Origin of the sequence: Microcystis sp. LE19-8.1F, from assembly GCF_027531715.1 — a bacterium.
In the GTDB taxonomy this organism is placed as follows: Bacteria; Cyanobacteriota; Cyanobacteriia; order Cyanobacteriales; family Microcystaceae; genus Microcystis; species Microcystis wesenbergii_A.
The window spans coordinates 1-13,944 of the sequence record NZ_JAPZSO010000025.1; the positions used below are offsets into that span (position 1 = coordinate 1).

A 13,944-nucleotide genomic window follows, 5' to 3' on the forward strand; every position below is an offset into this window, starting at 1 on the left:
GGCTTGTAAACAGGCCTGATAGAATGATGGTAACATATTGAAATTTTGGGTGGTTGTCTCAACCACTCTATTTCTTTTGGGTTCATTTGGCTAGAGTCTTTATCTTGATTACCTTTGAACCCCTTTGTCACCCCTTGAGAATTTTGTCCGTGACTTTCGCGATAAAAAGATAACGGTTAAAGAGTTTCTGCGCGGACCGGCCAGGAATATGGGCAGCAGCCCGGAAGAGATGGAAGACATTCTTGAGCAACTTCTGGAGCAACTTCGCAGAATCAGCCGTTGAAGAGAGAACGCCAATATTTAGGGTATGCTGAATAAATGTGAAATATAGACGAGGTAAGGGTTTTAGGGTTCTGTTTTGCTCTCACAGGTGCAAGATTTTGAGAGAATCGTCGTTCAAAACCTTGCGTCTTCATCGGCCCGTGTCCTGTAGGGGCGAAGCATTCGGGCAATAACCTATCGGTGAAACCGTAGATTTTCTATCCGAATGCTTCGCCCCTACTTTTTCAGCAAGTCCTATTCAATTTAAGATTATGAGTAATCGCCGTTGCACCTATTAACAGACAGTGATTTTTGATCTGCACTAGAGTGTTGCTATCACCTTTGACAAAATCACTAATCGTACAAGTATCGAGCAAAACCAGCACTAAATCACCTCATCTTCTCTAGGTGGGGAAAGTTCCTCTCTATAAGCTTCAAAAATAATACCATCACTTACCCCTTGAAAATTAAGGATAGTTGACGACCATTGAGACTGTTCTTTTGTGGTAATTAAAAGCTGTATTGCTTCTCGAATCAAAGCATTCTGGGATTTGCCTGTAGAGTGAGATAAAGCCTGTAGTTGCTGACTTAATTCATCTTCCAGATAAAGATTGAAGTTCATAACTTAAACAAATATCAATTAACTTTATTATAACAGGATAACTTCTTTCTTTTCTGGGCTGAGATATTTATCAGCGTTTACTATGCTAATAGCAAACTGACCAGCTTTTTGAGCAACTTTACTACCCATAATATCACACCACCTTCCCAACTGATAACCGATAACTCTTTCATTGTCTTAATAAAATTTAACATTAACGCCATTTTCTCAAAAAAATCGACCCGCCTAAGAGCGGGAAAGAAAGGAAAAGAGAAAAAATAGGGAATAAGGGTAAAAAGGGAAAAAAGAGAAAAAGGGCTACAAAGTCCTCCCAGCACCGCACACCACCCGAAAACCGTTGCCGTAGTAGGCGCGGCGGTTGAGGTTGTTGCGGCAAGCGGAACGGCAGTAAAATGGATTGAGGTACCAAGAACCGCCCCGCAGAGAAGAATGATTATCATACCCATTTTCTGTCCAGACACTGCCATCCCTCGGCGCACCGTCATAGTTATTGTGCCAGGTATCGGCGCACCATTCCCAGACATTGCCGTGCATATCGTACAGTCCGAAGGCATTGGGGGAAAATTGTCCCACAGGAGTCGTTTCTTCTCGATATTCTCCTTTGGGTTCATCGGCGTAGGTTTCGCTGGCATTGTAGTTGGCCAATTTCCCCGTAATGGTTTCCCCAAAGTAAAATGGGGTGGTGGTTCCGGCACGACAAGCGTATTCCCATTCCGCTTCACTCGGTAGTCGGTATTCCCGAACCGTTAGTTTCGATAATCTCGCACAGAATTCGATCGCATCGTACCAGTTGACTTGTTCCACGGGTCTATCCCAGCGCGTGGGCGATCCCCCCCTAGCCCCCCCTTCAAAAGGGGGGGAATCGGAAGCCCCCCTTTTTAAGGGGGGTTTGGGGGGATCTTTAAAGTAGGAAGGATCAGGATCAAGGTCTTTTTCTACTTTTAAATCGGTGCGAGAGGCAACTGCTCTCCACTGGGCCTGGGTGACGGGATATTTACCCATGAAAAAGGGGGGGACAGTTACTTGATGTTGAGGACGTTCATCATCAAAACTATCTTTCTCATTTGCTGGTGAACCCATCGTGAAAGTTCCCCCCAGTATGGCAATCATTTCTAGGGTGATGTCGTTGCCCAAATCTTGGGTGAAATATGAGGCTTCAGCCTTTTCTCGTTCGACTTCCTGACCTTTGGCATTTACTTTTACCACATCAAATGTCATTGTGTTGATTTCCCCTAAATGTTATTTCACTTGCTTTTAACCAAACATTCTAACTCCACTATCTTTCCCTCGACATCAAGCCACTACAGTGGCACCCCTGAGATAATCTTCTAGTTGGCGACCATTATCGTGACTGAGATTGCCTAGAGGTAAAGTTTCGACGCTAAAAGCCCTCACCTCGCTAACTTCTAATGTATCTTTGATCTGAAAATTCCCCGCAGCCGTCACTTCAATTAAAACTGAAATGGAGTGAATGCGCGGATCACGCTCAAAAGAGGAATAAACCCCGACTAAACGCCCTAAACTGACTAAATTTAATCCCGTTTCCTCTTTTAATTCCCTTTGAGCAGTATTAAAAATATCTTCCCCCCAATCGATCATTCCCCCCGGTAAGGCCCATTTGCCGGTGTCTCTGCGTCGGATTAAAACAATTGTACCATCAGCAAGCAGCGGAATTATTGTCACCCCAGTTACAGGATGACGAAAGATAATTCCCATCACACTTTTAATAAAATGCCAAACACGACCCATATATAAGCTGTTCGTAATTTAAATTGCTTGTTGAGACGAGGCAAAAGGCAAAAGGCAAAAGGCAACAGTAAAAGGATTGGGGGAGGTTCGGCTAATTGTCAGAAGAAAGAGGTTTCCTTCCCTACACCCCACACCCCACACCCTACACCCTCTTTCAAGTTAGGACTTTTGCCTATTGCCTATTGCCTAACACCTATCCCCCAACCCCCAACAATATCAATCATGATCGAGAATGGCTTTAGCTTGAATTAAAGCCGATCGCACTTGTTCAAAACCTGTGCCACCATAGCTATTACGGGCCGCTACCACCTGACGAGGAGCGATCGCGTCGTAGATATCGGCCTGAAAAGCCGGATGTAATTCTTGCCATTCCGTCAGGGTTAAATCTTTCAATAACTTACCCGCTGCCAAACTGCTTTTAACGACTTTCCCGACTAAATTATAAGCTTCTCGGAAGGGAATTCCCTTACTGGCTAAATAATCCGCCACATCCGTCGCATTAGAAAAATCTTCCGCAACTGCGTTAGCTAATCGGTCGGTTTTAAATTGAATCCCGGTGGCTAAAAGTACCGTCATCGCTTGCAAACAAATCCGCACGGTTTTAACGCCATCAAATAACGCTTCCTTGTCCTCCTGCAAGTCTTTGTTATAGGCTAGGGGTAAACCCTTCATTAAGGTCAATAACGCTTGTAAATGCCCAAAAACCCGCCCTGTTTTGCCGCGCACCAATTCGGGAACGTCGGGATTTTTTTTCTGGGGCATAATGCTAGATCCGGTGGCACAACTATCGGTGAGAGTGATAAAACTAAATTCTTGGGAAGACCAGAGAATTATTTCTTCGCTCAAACGGCTCAGGTGGACCATAATCAGACTAGCGGCCGTCATAAATTCAATGGCAAAATCTCGATCGCTGACTCCATCGAGACTATTGTTATACACCTGCTCAAAATCGAGTAAATTGGCACTGTAATGACGATCGATCGGAAAAGTCGTCCCGGCTAAGGCCCCACATCCTAGGGGCGAAATATTAGTCCTGGCGCGAATTTCCCCTAATCTTTGGTGATCCCGTTCGGCCATTTGAAAATAAGCTAGGAGATGATGGGCTAAACTAATCGGTTGAGCGCGCTGTAGGTGGGTATAACCGGGGATCAGGGTTTCCAGATGGTTTTCAGCGTGATTGACTAAAGCTTGCTGAAAATTGCGAATTTCTTGCCTAATATCATCGATTTGTTGTCTAAGATACAGACGTATATCCGTTCCTACCTGATCGTTTCGTGAACGGGCCGTGTGTAGTTTTTTGCCCACATCTCCCACGATCTCGGTTAAACGACGTTCCACGGCAAAATGCACGTCCTCTTGATCGATGCCGGGGTTAAAGTTGCCGGTGCGATATTCTTGACGAATTTGTTCCAATCCAGAGACGAGACTATCTGCTTCTTCGGGGCTGATAATACCCGTATAGGCGAGCATTTTAGCGTGAGCGATCGATCCGGTGAGATCATACTCGATTAATTCGATATCAAAGCCAATACTGGCGTTAAATTCTACGATCGTAGGATGGAGACTACCTTCAAAGCGATCGCTCCAAGTTTTCTTTGCTGTCACTGTTTTCGTTAGATTATTGTGTATAAAGTTAACCAAAATATGCTGGACAATTTTGGGGAATAATCCGCTGCTGATAGCATTACCGCTTCAGGTTAGAAAAATCTCCAACTCTACAAGCATAAGAATAGCAAGAATTGCTCACTCTGGCTGAATGCTGATAGGCGAAAAGCTAATAAGAAGTAAAACCTCGAAACATATAACCGGCAATGAAACCGATTACTAAAGCCCATGCTTGCCCAGTTTTGACGAAATTTGAGAAGGCTTTCTGGACATTGCCGATGATATCCACGTCTTGCTCCGAAATAGTCATCAAGACATTGGTGAGAGGCGAAAAGTCGATCGAGACAGATAGATGATGCAAGGTGTCGATCACGATGGCATTCCTCAAAGGCGAAAATCTACAAAACAAGTTAACACAAAGAGGAGGTCACTTTCAAGATGATTGAGATTGCTGGTAATAGGCTAATAGTAAATTGCCCGCTTTTTCTAAATCTTGCCCAAAGGCGATAATTCCTTCCTCATGACCACTCATCACTAAAATTTGTTGCTCCTCTAGACGATCTTCTTGACATAAACGGATAATTTCTGCGGCCATTTCTGGGGTTCCATAGGCAATATTTTCTTGAGTAGTCGGCACTCGATACATCAAATTTTGCCACAGGGGTCGATGATGAATATGAATCACCCCATTAATCTGGGGATTCGCTTCATAAATTGCTCCATGAGTTAAGGTTTCTGAAGAAGCGGCAATTGTTCCCCGACAAGTGACCCGATTTTCTCTCCAATCGTAGTCTATAACTGTGGTGTAATGGGATTCATTTAATACTGGAATTCCTCCAGTGTTAGTGCCAGAAATAATAATTTCTTTGTCTATTTTTCCTCGTTTACTCACATTCCCAAAACCGATTCCGTTATCGTATTGACCGATTAATCCCAGTTGATAGAGCCGATTGCGCCAATAATTTAATTCTGCAATCTCTGAGCTTACTAAGGGACGGTCAGGAATCCAAGTACAATTATATTTAACGTAACCTTCATCAATCATAGATTTTTTGAAAATATTCGGGATAATTTTGACAAACTTTCTGCACAAAGTCCTGGAGAGGATAGGAAATATTAGTGATATAATTATTTTTGATAACTTGGGAAAATAGGGGTAAAACTTCCGTGTCTAAGGCGGGTTTAAATAAGTCCATCGGCAGGATTAAATCGGAACCTTCCCGCACATCAATTGTCTCAAAATTATCGGACACAATTAACCAAAGAGGACGCACCCAAAGAGCCGAACGACTTTCGATCACCTGAATTACTTCTCCGTATAAAGTTCGATTTTTGCAGAATAAACTAACAATTTGATGGGGAGTAAATGTGTTCATAGACTCTCATACATGGCAATTAGATTGGGTAAATAATTAAGTTTTCATGGATAAAAAAGCAGAGAAATTAGCTGAATGTTGACCAGCTTTTTTTAGTGATCACTGAAGCAGAAACCCTTAACTAAAATCCGGTCATCATCAACATTCCCATCGATAGCAGAAATTTTCCTTTTTGCGAGAAGTATATCCCATTTTGACATAGATTGTAATCAACTGACAAATTACTTAAAATAATTTAATCTTTTTTTCCAAAAAAATTGTTAAAAACTTGACATAAATACTAATTTACCCATATTTGAATGATCCTAATTAGGCGTAGGAAATGAGAGAAAATGAATGTATTAGGAGAGACAAGATTTGAGCAGGGAGTAATTAATATGTCCCTGAGCAATATGTGCGATCAAGATAGCTATGTAGGTCAAGAACTAGGCAAAGTTTACCACGATTATCAAGAAGAACACGAAGAAGCGATCGGCAACCCTTGACAGGACTCCTATCAATTTACCATATACGTTCCCCATCCCAATCAGCAAGAGGAAGAAATCAGCCTAGAAGAAGGTTTAGGTTGCAGTTACAATCTGGAAGTGAAGCCCATTATCAAGAGAAGTCAAATTCCCTATAAAATTCCTGAAGGGGGTCATTTTGTTGTCGTGCTTAAACAGGTAAAATTAGCAGGATAATTTCAAATTGCCGTCCCAGGAATATTTATCTGTCCTTGAGGAATGCTCAATCTTGATATTATCGTCGATCTGGATGAGAATCAATACCAACCACTGGTGATCAAACATCCAATTATCCGCGATTATACTAGGGATTGGGAAAACAAATTATTAAGGTTTCTCAAACAGGAAATTCCTGGGCAAGAATTACCCAATGTCGTTAATTATGTGGACTGTTCTTTTAACCCAGATTATCTTCGTACCCACTGGAGGGAAGTCTATCTAGGGTCTGCTGAAAAAGTTTTTCCTGGGGGCAGGGTGTGGCCCCCCCAACCCCCCCGACATCGGGGGGGCAGGGGGGGTGTGGGCTTCGGCCGTGAGCTCAGCGTTCGACAAAAGCTCACGCCGAGGTCCGAACGGGTGTGGGGTTTTACCGGTTTTGAGGTGGCCAATTACCTAATTTTCAGGGAAAAAGTCCCGGAATTTTCCCCCTGATCACTCCCATGCCCGGTACTTTTTGATTGACAAAAAGTCTAAAAGTCTTACCCAACAAGGTTTTTAGATTTATTCAGCCAAGTCTATCTAGGTGTCAGGGGATTTAGTGGTTTTTAAGGCATTTGCTAGGGATTCGATGAGGGATTCGGTAGTAGTGGTGAGCCGTCTTGCTTATCCGGTAAAGGTAGCGGGATTGGCGAAAGATCAAACCGCAGCAGAAAAAAGGCTCACATCCGCTCAGTGATAACTGCTCACTGTTAATCTGGGGATTACCTAATGTTTACCTTGATACAGTAAAGTGGGGTTAAAATTGTTAGCCCTTCACCCAGGAGAACTTTGATCATGTTGCTCACCTATAATCCCAACTCCTCACCCTTCCGAGAAGACTATAGCGAGAGTCGTCGGCTCCATTTTTATGATCGCGGGGAAAATATTCCTCTGGTGGTTGATGGAGTCTGGCAAGTTTATCGGGGTATGGCGCAACTAAGTCAAGTATCTGAGAGTGGAGAGGAAATTTTACTAGGCTGGGTTCATTCATCCCACTTTTTCGGCTTAAATTTGACCCATCTAGAATCCTATCACGCCAGAGCCTTGTCGGAACTGTACCTAAAATGGTACACGAGCGCCGAAGTGGAAAATTCGGCGGAATTAACCAGGATGATGTTAAATCAAATGATCCGTCGTCAACAACAAACGGAATCGCTCCTTGCAATCGCAGGACTCAAACGAGTGGAGGAACGTCTCCAGCAGTTACTACAGTTATTAAAGCGGGAGATGGGAGAACCAATCGCCCAAGGCAGTCGTTTAAAGATACGTTTAACCCATCAAAATCTCGCCAATGCTATCGGTACCACCAGGGTAACGATAACGCGTTTATTAGGGGAATTTCAGCGTCAGGGAGCGGTGAGTCTCGATTGCGCTCGCCATTTAATCATTCACGATTAAGTCAGACCCCACCATAATAGACTCCCCGCGGCGGTCGATTAATTGCCAAGCTAATTTAGCGGCCCCCACCATCCCGGCGCGATTACCTAACTCGGCCGTTAATACCTCTAATCCTTCTCTGGAACTAGGTAAAACCCGTCTTTCGATTTCTGTGAGCAGAGAGGGAAAGAAAAACTTAGCACTGGCGCTAATGCCGCCGCCGATAATTACCGCCTCTGGGGTGAGAACATAGAGTAAACTGGCGATACCAGCCCCCAGTAAACAACCGTAACCCTGCCAGAATTCTAAAGCCTCTCGATCGCCTTTTTCGGCCAATTCTGCCAATTGCTTCGGTTCTTTGCCAGTCATCCGGCGAATAGCTTGCAGGGAGGCGTATTGTTCTAAGGAACCCTGATTACCGCTATTGCACAATGGACCGTCAAAATTGAGGGTTATTAAGCCTAATTCTGCGGCTGTTCCCTTGCTGCCCACAAATAAGTTACCATCGAGGATAATTGCCCCTCCTACTCCCGTTCCCAAGGTCAACAGGATCAAGTTTTGAAAGCGTTTGCCCGCTCCTAACCAAGCTTCCCCTAAACCGGCACAATTGGCATCATTGGCTAAAATTGTCGGCATTCCCGTACTTTCTTCTAACCAATCGGCGAGGGGAATATCCCGCCATCCTGCCAAATTAATCGCTATTTTGGCAATTCTTCCCTGAGCATCCGCCGGCCCTGGCGTTCCCACACCGAGCGCTTGACAACTTTTATCTAAATTTACTTGACAAATGCCTTGATGTATGGTATCTGCGACTTCTTTGGGTGTAGCGGGTTGGGGAGTGGGCAAGGTGAGAGATTCGAGACAATTGCCCTCTTGGTCAAACTTACCAATTTTAATAGCGGTTCCACCTAAATCGACACCTATGACTGTTTTCACCATCGGGCTTTCCTTGTTACTCTGGGAATAGCTAGGTTTATTATCACTCTTTTTGGCGGTTTTTTGGCTCTCTTGGGGTTATGGTGATCAGCTGATCTGATCGAAGAAAGGGCGTACGCTATACGCCCCTACCACTCCTCCAATATACAAGGGGCGCAACGTGGTCAGTGAGTTGATCGAACTGCCTGCGCCCATAATCTAACATAATGAACATTTTTCACCCAATGTCCAAGAGAGCCGTTTTTTTTGGGTTAATATCGAGATAACTACAAGGAGGCAGCAGATGATCACCACTACTTCCACTCTCTACGATAGCGATTATCAACTTTGGTTAGAAAACACTATCAACCAATTGCGTCGGGGGGATTTTCAAGCGGTAGATTGGCCGAATTTATTAGAGGAGTTAGCAGATTTGGTTAAAAGTGAACGACGAGCATTAGAATGTTTATTAACTCGACTTTTAGAACATTTACTGAAGTTAACTTACTGGCAATCCCAACGGGATTATAATCAAGCTGGATGGAAAGGGGAAATTAGAACCTTTCGGAAACAAATCAAGAAATTACTGAGAGATAGTCCCAGTCTCAAACCCTATTTATCCGAGATACTTGAGGAATGTTACACCGATGCCCGGGAGATAATTATTGATATAACTGGATTAGATGCCAGTATTTTCCCTGGGGAAGTGTTAGCTAGTCTAGAGGAGATTCTCGCTGAAAATTGGCTGCCGGATTGGGAAGCTATCGGCAATGATTCTGAAAAGTGCAATTAAGGAGTAAAAAATCATGAATATTACTATTTCAAATCTCTACGATAGCGATTATCAACTTTGGTTGGAAAACACTATCAATCAATTGCGTCGGGGTGATTTTCAAGCGGTAGATTGGCAGAATTTATTAGAGGAGTTAGCAGATTTGGGGAAAAATAATCGACGAGCATTAGAAAGTTTATTAACTCGACTTTTAGAACATTTACTGAAGTTAACTTACTGGCAATCCCAACGGGATTATAATCAAGCTGGATGGAAAAAAGAAATTAGAAATTTTCGGATTCAGATCAAAAAAATTCTCAAAGATAGTCCCAGTTTAAAGTCCTATTTAAGGGAAATTTTGCAGGAATGTTATCTCGATGCTCGCCATCTGCTTATTGACGAAACCGAATTAGATGCCAGTATTTTCCCTCTGGAAGTGTTAGCTAATCTAGAGGAGATTCTCGATGAAAATTGGCTGCCGGATTTTCGGGAGACATAAACAGCGATAAATCTTCCCAAGCAAACTAAAGATTAGCTTCACCTACCCGGTTTACAAACATTATAATCTTCGTGAGAGATGACCGCTTCCGGGACGAGGAGATTGCCGTAGTCGCGACAGATGAGGCGATAATTGCGGGTAACGGGGATACTGATAATAAAGCGATCGTGTCGCAATCGTTTACCATGGAAATCTCGATAATTGCGGTGATTTTGCAATCCTTGCAGGATTTCCCTAGCTTTAAGTACCACATTTTTCGGTAATTCCCGCAGATCGATCGGATCTTGGGAAAAAGTGGCTTCCCAGGCATTTTTTTGACGTTTTCTTTCTTCCCAAGCGGCATCTAGTTCAGCGCAATGATGGCAGACTTGGCCATAACCCTTGTGACCACAGGGAAACTTCTTCTTTCTTCTGGACATAATACCATCTGTCTGTAAGGCTGTGAGAGACTATTCAAGAGCGGTAAAGCTTGCTTCACTTTTGGCAGATGGAGAAGAAAGTCTTTACCTAGCGATTATCTATACTTACCAGCATACAGGGATCGATACCTCGTTTGGCCATTGACCAGCAAGAAAGTTTATCTTCGTTAGTTGAGGCTGCTGTCCCGACAAGACTAAGGCTGCTTAAGTACCTAAGCAAAATTAATTACACATATCTAACCACCTCTTGCCTTTTGCCTTTTGCCTTTTGCCTTTCTTCACTAGGAAATTTATTTTGCACGACTACTTAGAATAATTCCCATTCTTGGGTTCTTAAACGTTTGAGAATGGCCAAACGGCTACTAAAATAATTAGCACAGAGACGACTATAATCGGTTAAACGCAGATTATTTAAGCTAATTGACCAAGACCAAATATAGGCCGCTTGGGTGAGATACTGAAGACAAGATAATTCACCATCGGTTAAAGGCACTGTTTCATCGTAGCCTTGGATAAAACCGTGGCGAACCCGGCGATTTAAGCCGGATTGTAGGGAAACTTGCAGAAATTTAGCGATATCAAAAACTCGCCAACCATAACCGCACTGATCGAAATCAAATAGGGTCATCTGATTATCAGGCGTGATATGTACATTACCACTATGAGGATCGCCCCAACAAATGCTCCAATAGGGAGATTCTGTCGGTAATTTAGCGGTTTCTTCCTCTATTTCCCCAATGGTTTCTAAAACACAGTCTAGGTCCCTCGGTCGTTGGTGCAGAAAAGGTGCGATAATTTGCAGGGAATCGTCGAGAAGATATTTGAGGTTGAGGGGATGACGATAGGCTAGGGGTTGAAAATCTGCTGTCACCCGATGTAAATTAGCCACGATCGCCCCTAAATGATAGGCTTGTTCTATATCTATATCCCCAATAGCAATTCCTCCCGGGGCATAGGGAAAGAGGACGGCGTAACGTTTCCCTTCCGGGGCATTAATTTCTACCGATAAATCACCGTTTTTGGTGCGAATTGGGGCGGCGACGGGAACCTGAGAGCGATCGAGATAATCTAATAATTCTAACTCGAAGTCGATTTCCATTTTGCTGCGCCAATGGCAGTGAGACACGCGCAAAATGTAGGGAGTTGTCAGGGTTTCGAGGAGATACACATCACTTAAACCCCGATGCCAAAATTGACAATTTTTCGGTACATCAATCTCGTAACGAGAAAAAACTAAATCTGCTAGGGCCGCAGGAGCAAGAGTCGAGTAGAATGCGGGAAAAGTTCGTTCTCCAGTCTGAAAATTAGCAGCGGGAGAATCAGAAAGCAGTAAATTGAGCGAAGCCAGAAAAGTCGTCACGGTTCCCTCCCGATGCAAGTATGGACAACGCTCGCATCATTCTATTTTATAGGCCACATATATTACAAATTGGTTCGAGCGCTCCGTATATTTTGCTACATTCCTCTGTAAGTTATCAGATTTGAGTTTTAAGCACCCACAGCAGTTATCTGAATGGTGAGATAGGAAGTTTTCGTTTTGGGGAGTCGGTCGTTAATACCAAATTAGGTTACACTTCATCTTTATGAGAAAGGCTGTACTAAAGTTGTTGATTCTTCCTGACTGAGATGACGTAGTTTATCCCGAAAATAGCCAAAGCTGGGCGATCGATTAATATCCACATTCATCTGAGGAGAAATATTTTCTGCCCAGACTGTTTTCTCTTGACCCACAGAAGCTCCACCTAACTTAGATAATTGTTTCGCTCCACCTTTATATACAGCATCTGCCAGTTTTTCCCAAGTACCACAGATACTATCATTAATATAGGAATCCAAGATAGCACTTTTGGCCTGGGGATAAGCAATTTTTATGGCATTAATATCACCTAAATACCAAGCTTCTCCTTCTTCAATAGCAATACAGAAGTAAATTTGGGATTGGATAGCAGATTTTTCCAGACAATTGCTTAATTCCTGTCGAAATTCCCGAAAACATCGATTATCCAGATCGCAAACCACGCTCAGTACAGCAGCATAATTATCAGGGTAACTAGAAAAAGTTTTATCATATCCTTGAATCAGTTTAGGTAGTCGCTCAAGAAGAATCCGTTTACTAGGATCGGAAACAGACTGTAAGTCTCTGGGAATATGACCACTGCCTTTATAGGAATGAACCCTAAATGTATGACCTGCATTCATGTCAATAATCCTAGGAATCAGAATATCAAGTGCTTTTTTTCTCGACAAATCCTCGACCAAAATTTCAAAGTGCCTGACCTTATCTCTCATCTAAGTAATCACTATACCAAAGACTACCAAGGGGCAATCCTTCTGAGACGAGATTCTTGATTAAGGGATTGTCACTGGCCCGTTTAATCCGAGAAAAACCATCATCACCTTTTTCCAGAATCCAAACTTCTTCCGGCTGGAGAGCATCAACAAAATAAGGTTGATGAGTGGTGATAAAAATTTGAGAACGTCCTCTCTGTCCTGTGGCGTGTTTTCTAAATTCTTGAGCCAAGGTTTCTAATAGTTTATGGTATAAGCCGTTTTCTGGCTCTTCAATACAGATAAATGGCGGTGGAGAAGGGTCTTCTAACAGTAAGAGATAGGCGAATACTTTTAAAGTACCATCGGACATTTGCTGTACATAAAATGGGTCTTGGAATCCCCGATCATTAAATTTTAATAGTAGTCGATTATCGGGACTTTTTTCGGTACTAATTTTTTCTATACCCGGTATCTTACGAGAAATACTATTAAGTATATTCTGAAATTTCTTGGAATGCTCTCTTTCCATAAACTGCACCACATTACCGAGATTATCTCCATGGATATTCAGATGTTTCTGGGGTCCGGCTAGGGGCAAACTTCTGGCCGCATCGGGAGTAAAATAGCTGAGATACCATCCCTCAATAAATCTCCGAAATAGGGAAATTCTCGGATGCTGTTTGAGAGAACCTAACGTAGCAATTCCTAGTTTGCGCTTATCATTCAGTTCCACTAACTCGGTTTCCTTGCTTTCCTCATCAGCTTCTCGTTGAATTTTTTCTATTAACTTAAGTAAATCAAAATGGTCTTGACCTTCTTCTACTTGTTTCCCTTCTTCTTCTCCTTTCCAGACGATTCCTTTCCCTTCATCGAGGATTAAAAATGAAAAAGGCCATCCGGTCTTTTGACCTTTTCTTCTCTGTCTGAGTCTTTCTTTTTTTACATAAGGTCTATTATCGGTATCTAGATCAATAGCTAATTCATAGGTAATTGGTCGGGAATTGTAATCTTCTTTGTAATAAATCTGAAATTCAATGCTTCCTTCCTGACCCTGGGAACGAAGACGCTCAAACCCACCCCGACCTCGCGCATCACAAGCTTCTTCTACTCCTCCTTTAAGACAATCAGATAAAAAACCGAAGGCATCAAAAAGTGTGCTTTTTCCCACACCATTTTTGCCGATAACGGCCGTCATCGGTGTCAGAGAATCTCGATTTTGAGTGTTCCATAACTTGCCCAGAGTTATATCCTTGAGCGCTCGATAATTTTTAATCCTCAATCCCTCAATTCCGGCCATTATTTAGTCCCGTTTCTCATTACTAAAGTAATTTGAGCAATTTCTCCCCGGAGAATATATAGTATAGACTGATTCTAGAG

At 42.9% G+C, this 13,944-nt stretch carries 16 protein-coding genes and 2 pseudogenes; 6 read left to right on the top strand and 12 right to left on the bottom strand.

Annotated features, from left to right (window positions below; genetic code table 11):
• Positions 1-139 precede the first annotated feature (139 nt).
• A pseudogene (locus O9334_RS02995) lies at positions 140-283 on the top strand (molecular chaperone DnaJ); the annotation flags it as partial.
• Between the two features lie 363 nt (positions 284-646).
• Here O9334_RS02995 and O9334_RS03000 read toward each other — a convergent pair.
• The 7 genes and pseudogenes from O9334_RS03000 to O9334_RS03030 form a co-directional block, all read right to left on the bottom strand.
• Positions 647-883 carry a ribbon-helix-helix protein, CopG family gene (locus O9334_RS03000; RefSeq protein WP_045361284.1) on the bottom strand — a complete coding sequence of 79 codons (237 nt, stop codon included), beginning with the start codon at positions 881-883 and terminating at the stop codon, positions 647-649.
• A gap of 297 nt (positions 884-1,180) precedes the next feature.
• Positions 1,181-2,110, bottom strand: a pseudogene (locus O9334_RS03005) (formylglycine-generating enzyme family protein); the annotation flags it as partial.
• Between the two features lie 66 nt (positions 2,111-2,176).
• Positions 2,177-2,632: an NUDIX hydrolase gene (locus tag O9334_RS03010; RefSeq protein WP_069474351.1), complete on the bottom strand. Its 456-nt coding sequence runs from the start codon at positions 2,630-2,632 to the stop codon at positions 2,177-2,179.
• A gap of 216 nt (positions 2,633-2,848) precedes the next feature.
• On the bottom strand, positions 2,849-4,237 hold the full coding sequence (gene argH, locus O9334_RS03015; RefSeq protein WP_052277411.1) for an argininosuccinate lyase: 1,389 nt from the start codon (positions 4,235-4,237) through the stop codon (positions 2,849-2,851).
• Positions 4,238-4,406: 169 nt separating this feature from the next.
• Positions 4,407-4,610 carry a hypothetical protein gene (locus tag O9334_RS03020; protein WP_045361289.1) on the bottom strand — a complete coding sequence of 68 codons (204 nt, stop codon included), beginning with the start codon at positions 4,608-4,610 and terminating at the stop codon, positions 4,407-4,409.
• A gap of 60 nt (positions 4,611-4,670) precedes the next feature.
• Positions 4,671-5,282, bottom strand: a complete 612-nt coding sequence (locus O9334_RS03025; RefSeq protein WP_045361291.1) for a class II aldolase/adducin family protein — start codon at positions 5,280-5,282, stop codon at positions 4,671-4,673.
• Positions 5,275-5,613 carry a hypothetical protein gene (locus O9334_RS03030; RefSeq protein WP_045361292.1) on the bottom strand — a complete coding sequence of 113 codons (339 nt, stop codon included), beginning with the start codon at positions 5,611-5,613 and terminating at the stop codon, positions 5,275-5,277. The genes O9334_RS03025 and O9334_RS03030 overlap by 8 nt, the downstream gene beginning before the upstream one ends.
• Positions 5,614-5,945: 332 nt before the next feature.
• Here O9334_RS03030 and O9334_RS03035 point away from each other — a divergent pair, with 332 nt between their 5' ends.
• The 3 genes from O9334_RS03035 to O9334_RS03045 all read left to right on the top strand — a co-directional run bounded on the left by O9334_RS03035 (position 5,946) and on the right by O9334_RS03045 (position 7,712).
• Positions 5,946-6,098: a hypothetical protein gene (locus tag O9334_RS03035; RefSeq protein ID WP_238567877.1), complete on the top strand. Its 153-nt coding sequence runs from the start codon at positions 5,946-5,948 to the stop codon at positions 6,096-6,098.
• A 237-nt stretch (positions 6,099-6,335) separates the two neighbouring features.
• Positions 6,336-6,767, top strand: coding sequence for a hypothetical protein (locus O9334_RS03040; RefSeq protein WP_287999257.1), 432 nt, complete (start codon positions 6,336-6,338; stop codon positions 6,765-6,767).
• Positions 6,768-7,109: 342 nt separating this feature from the next.
• The gene (locus O9334_RS03045; protein ID WP_045361294.1) at positions 7,110-7,712 is read left to right on the top strand and encodes a Crp/Fnr family transcriptional regulator; all 603 of its coding nucleotides are present in this window, start codon (positions 7,110-7,112) and stop codon (positions 7,710-7,712) included.
• On the opposite strand, the gene O9334_RS03050 is transcribed toward O9334_RS03045, so the two are convergent.
• Positions 7,695-8,630: an ROK family protein gene (locus O9334_RS03050; RefSeq protein WP_287999260.1), complete on the bottom strand. Its 936-nt coding sequence runs from the start codon at positions 8,628-8,630 to the stop codon at positions 7,695-7,697. The two genes, O9334_RS03045 and O9334_RS03050, sit on opposite strands and share 18 nt — an antisense overlap.
• 280 nt (positions 8,631-8,910) lie before the next feature.
• Here O9334_RS03050 and O9334_RS03055 point away from each other — a divergent pair, with 280 nt between their 5' ends.
• Both O9334_RS03055 and O9334_RS03060 read left to right on the top strand, forming a co-directional pair.
• Positions 8,911-9,399 (top strand): DUF29 domain-containing protein, encoded by a 489-nt coding sequence (locus O9334_RS03055; protein ID WP_287999262.1) that lies wholly within the window; start codon positions 8,911-8,913, stop codon positions 9,397-9,399.
• A 13-nt stretch (positions 9,400-9,412) separates the two neighbouring features.
• On the top strand, positions 9,413-9,877 hold the full coding sequence (locus O9334_RS03060; RefSeq protein ID WP_190380605.1) for a DUF29 domain-containing protein: 465 nt from the start codon (positions 9,413-9,415) through the stop codon (positions 9,875-9,877).
• 38 nt (positions 9,878-9,915) lie between these two features.
• Here O9334_RS03060 and O9334_RS03065 read toward each other — a convergent pair whose 3' ends face one another.
• From O9334_RS03065 to O9334_RS03080, 4 genes are all read right to left on the bottom strand, one after another.
• Entirely contained in the window at positions 9,916-10,296 is a 381-nt protein-coding gene (locus tag O9334_RS03065; protein ID WP_045361299.1) for a DUF7682 family zinc-binding protein, read from the bottom strand.
• Positions 10,297-10,603: 307 nt separating this feature from the next.
• Positions 10,604-11,656, bottom strand: coding sequence for a phosphotransferase enzyme family protein (locus O9334_RS03070; RefSeq protein WP_287999265.1), 1,053 nt, complete (start codon positions 11,654-11,656; stop codon positions 10,604-10,606).
• Positions 11,657-11,877: 221 nt separating this feature from the next.
• Positions 11,878-12,585, bottom strand: coding sequence for a DUF4276 family protein (locus O9334_RS03075; protein ID WP_045361302.1), 708 nt, complete (start codon positions 12,583-12,585; stop codon positions 11,878-11,880).
• Positions 12,575-13,864: an AAA family ATPase gene (locus O9334_RS03080; protein WP_159290717.1), complete on the bottom strand. Its 1,290-nt coding sequence runs from the start codon at positions 13,862-13,864 to the stop codon at positions 12,575-12,577. The genes O9334_RS03075 and O9334_RS03080 overlap by 11 nt, the downstream gene beginning before the upstream one ends.
• Positions 13,865-13,944 lie beyond the last annotated feature (80 nt).

Excerpts from the sequence above, each read along its gene's own strand:
- O9334_RS03010 (WP_069474351.1), bottom strand. The coding sequence starts at position 2,632 with ATGGGTCGTGTTTGGCATTTTATTAAAAGTGTGATGGGAATTATCTTT.
- O9334_RS03030 (WP_045361292.1), bottom strand. The coding sequence starts at position 5,613 with ATGAACACATTTACTCCCCATCAAATTGTTAGTTTATTCTGCAAAAAT.
- O9334_RS03000 (WP_045361284.1), bottom strand. The coding sequence starts at position 883 with ATGAACTTCAATCTTTATCTGGAAGATGAATTAAGTCAGCAACTACAG.
- O9334_RS03035 (WP_238567877.1), top strand. The coding sequence starts at position 5,946 with ATGAATGTATTAGGAGAGACAAGATTTGAGCAGGGAGTAATTAATATG.
- O9334_RS03075 (WP_045361302.1), bottom strand. The coding sequence starts at position 12,585 with ATGAGAGATAAGGTCAGGCACTTTGAAATTTTGGTCGAGGATTTGTCG.
- O9334_RS03040 (WP_287999257.1), top strand. The coding sequence starts at position 6,336 with ATGCTCAATCTTGATATTATCGTCGATCTGGATGAGAATCAATACCAA.
- O9334_RS03065 (WP_045361299.1), bottom strand. The coding sequence starts at position 10,296 with ATGTCCAGAAGAAAGAAGAAGTTTCCCTGTGGTCACAAGGGTTATGGC.
- O9334_RS03060 (WP_190380605.1), top strand. The coding sequence starts at position 9,413 with ATGAATATTACTATTTCAAATCTCTACGATAGCGATTATCAACTTTGG.
- O9334_RS03025 (WP_045361291.1), bottom strand. The coding sequence starts at position 5,282 with ATGATTGATGAAGGTTACGTTAAATATAATTGTACTTGGATTCCTGAC.
- O9334_RS03050 (WP_287999260.1), bottom strand. The coding sequence starts at position 8,630 with ATGGTGAAAACAGTCATAGGTGTCGATTTAGGTGGAACCGCTATTAAA.
- O9334_RS03045 (WP_045361294.1), top strand. The coding sequence starts at position 7,110 with ATGTTGCTCACCTATAATCCCAACTCCTCACCCTTCCGAGAAGACTAT.
- O9334_RS03055 (WP_287999262.1), top strand. The coding sequence starts at position 8,911 with ATGATCACCACTACTTCCACTCTCTACGATAGCGATTATCAACTTTGG.
- O9334_RS03080 (WP_159290717.1), bottom strand. The coding sequence starts at position 13,864 with ATGGCCGGAATTGAGGGATTGAGGATTAAAAATTATCGAGCGCTCAAG.